We start from the raw sequence: 1,238 nt of genomic DNA, 5'->3' as shown, positions 1-1,238 counted from the left end.
ACAGCACACCCTTGTATCTCGACTCCTCCTCGAAAGAGGAGATAGTCTCCGACTGATCATCGGGGGAGGGTTTTGAAAGCCGGGCACACCCTTAGGCCTTAAGAGCCTGCGTTGTAGATGGTGCTTCAGCCCTCCACACTCACTCGACAAGTCCGAACGGTATCTAAGGCCACGCTTTGCGGGAGCCAGTATTCACAAGGTAGGACCGAGTGCAGTGATGATCTATCCAGCGAGATGAGGAGAGATTATGAGCAGCATCATCGGCATCGACATTGCCAAAGACAGTTTCGACATTGCCACGCTACAAGCCAATGGCAAGTACCGCACCAAGGCCAAGCTAGCTAATAAGCCGGCCGGTTTTGAGGCTTTTCAGGCTTGGTTGCAACAGCACAGTGAGCCAGAGGCCTGGGTCGTGATGGAGGCCACGGGCATTTATCACGAAGCGCTGGCTGAGTATCTGTATGGCTTGGGGTTCAAGGTTTGCGTGATGAACCCGGCGCAGATTTCGAGTTATGCCAAGAGCCAACTGCAGCGGGTCAAGACCGATAAAGTCGATGCGAAGCTGATCGCCGATTATGGTTTGCGCCATGTCGACCAGCTACGTGCCTGGCAGCCGGAGCCCAAGGCGACAAAACACCTGCGTGCTCTGCTTCGACGTCTGAAAGATCTTCAGGAGTTTCAGCAGATGGAGCGCAATCGCCTGGAAGTAGCGTCTAGCAACGTGCGTCCGTCCATCGAATCCATGCTTGAACATATCGCTACTCAAATCGCCGAAACGGAAAAGCATATCCGTGACCACATCGACGACGACCCGGATCTGCGGAGCAAGCGTGACTTGCTGACCACGATTGATGGCATCGGCAAACTGACTGCTGCTCAACTGTTGGCCGAATTAGGAGACCCGCTGCGGTTCGACAATGCGCGGGCCATAACTGCCTTCGTAGGCTTAAATCCGCGCCTCCAGGAGTCAGGTAACTACCGAGGCCACGTGCGGATATCTCGGGTAGGCTCATCGCGCTTACGCGCTTGCTTGTATATGCCGGGCATCGTATCGCTGAGCTGCAATGCGGCTGTCCAAGCCTTGGCTCAACGTCTTCGCGAACGTGGCAAAACAGGAAAACAGATCATCTGCGCAGCGATGCGCAAGTTGCTGCACATCGCTTACGGCGTACTCAAATCGGGACAACCCTTCGATGCGCAAAAGGCGCTTGCTCACTGATGGGCAAGACGGTATCTAC

At 55.0% G+C, this 1,238-nt stretch carries 1 protein-coding gene; it reads left to right on the top strand.

All coding sequences use genetic code 11. The annotated features are described in order from the left end of the window. The first annotated feature begins 247 nt into the window (after window positions 1-247). Window positions 248-1,219, top strand: a complete 972-nt coding sequence (locus ACVW0Y_RS23845; protein WP_457441871.1) for an IS110 family RNA-guided transposase — start codon at window positions 248-250, stop codon at window positions 1,217-1,219. Window positions 1,220-1,238 lie beyond the last annotated feature (19 nt).

The sequence above is a fragment of the Pseudomonas sp. TE3786 genome (assembly GCF_054057335.1).
Note: the sequence above shows the minus strand (reverse complement) of the source record. Positions and strands in the feature narration are given on the sequence as shown.